1 pseudogene is annotated in these 388 nt (G+C 75.0%); it reads left to right on the top strand.

Annotated features, from left to right (window positions below):
• A pseudogene (locus PUR56_RS43095) lies at nucleotides 1-388 on the top strand (electron transfer flavoprotein subunit alpha/FixB family protein); the annotation flags it as partial.

Below are 388 nucleotides of genomic sequence, written 5' to 3'. Positions count from 1 at the left end.
GGTCGTCCCGAAGGTGGACGCGCTGACCCAGATCGCGAAGGCGAGCGAGGCCGCCGCGGTGCTGGTCACCTCCTCCGGCGAGGGCAAGGAGGTCGCCGCCCGCGTCGCCCTGCGCCTCGGCTCCGGCATCATCACCGACGCCGTCGACCTGGAGGCCGGCGCCGACGGTCCGGTCGCCACCCAGTCGGTGTTCGCCGCGTCGTTCCAGGTGAAGTCCAGGGTGTCGCAGGGCGCCCCGGTCATCACCGTCAAGCCGAACGCCGTCGCGCCGGAGGCCGCCGCGGCCGCGGGCACCGTCGAGGACGTCACCGTCGCGTTCACCGGCAACGCCGCCAAGGTCGTCTCGCGCACCCCGCGCGTCTCCACCGGCCGCCCCGAGCTGACCGAG

The sequence above is a fragment of the Streptomyces sp. BE303 genome (assembly GCF_036290945.1).
GTDB lineage: Bacteria > Actinomycetota > Actinomycetes > Streptomycetales > Streptomycetaceae > Kitasatospora.
This window is presented reverse-complemented; position numbering and strand designations above follow the sequence as displayed.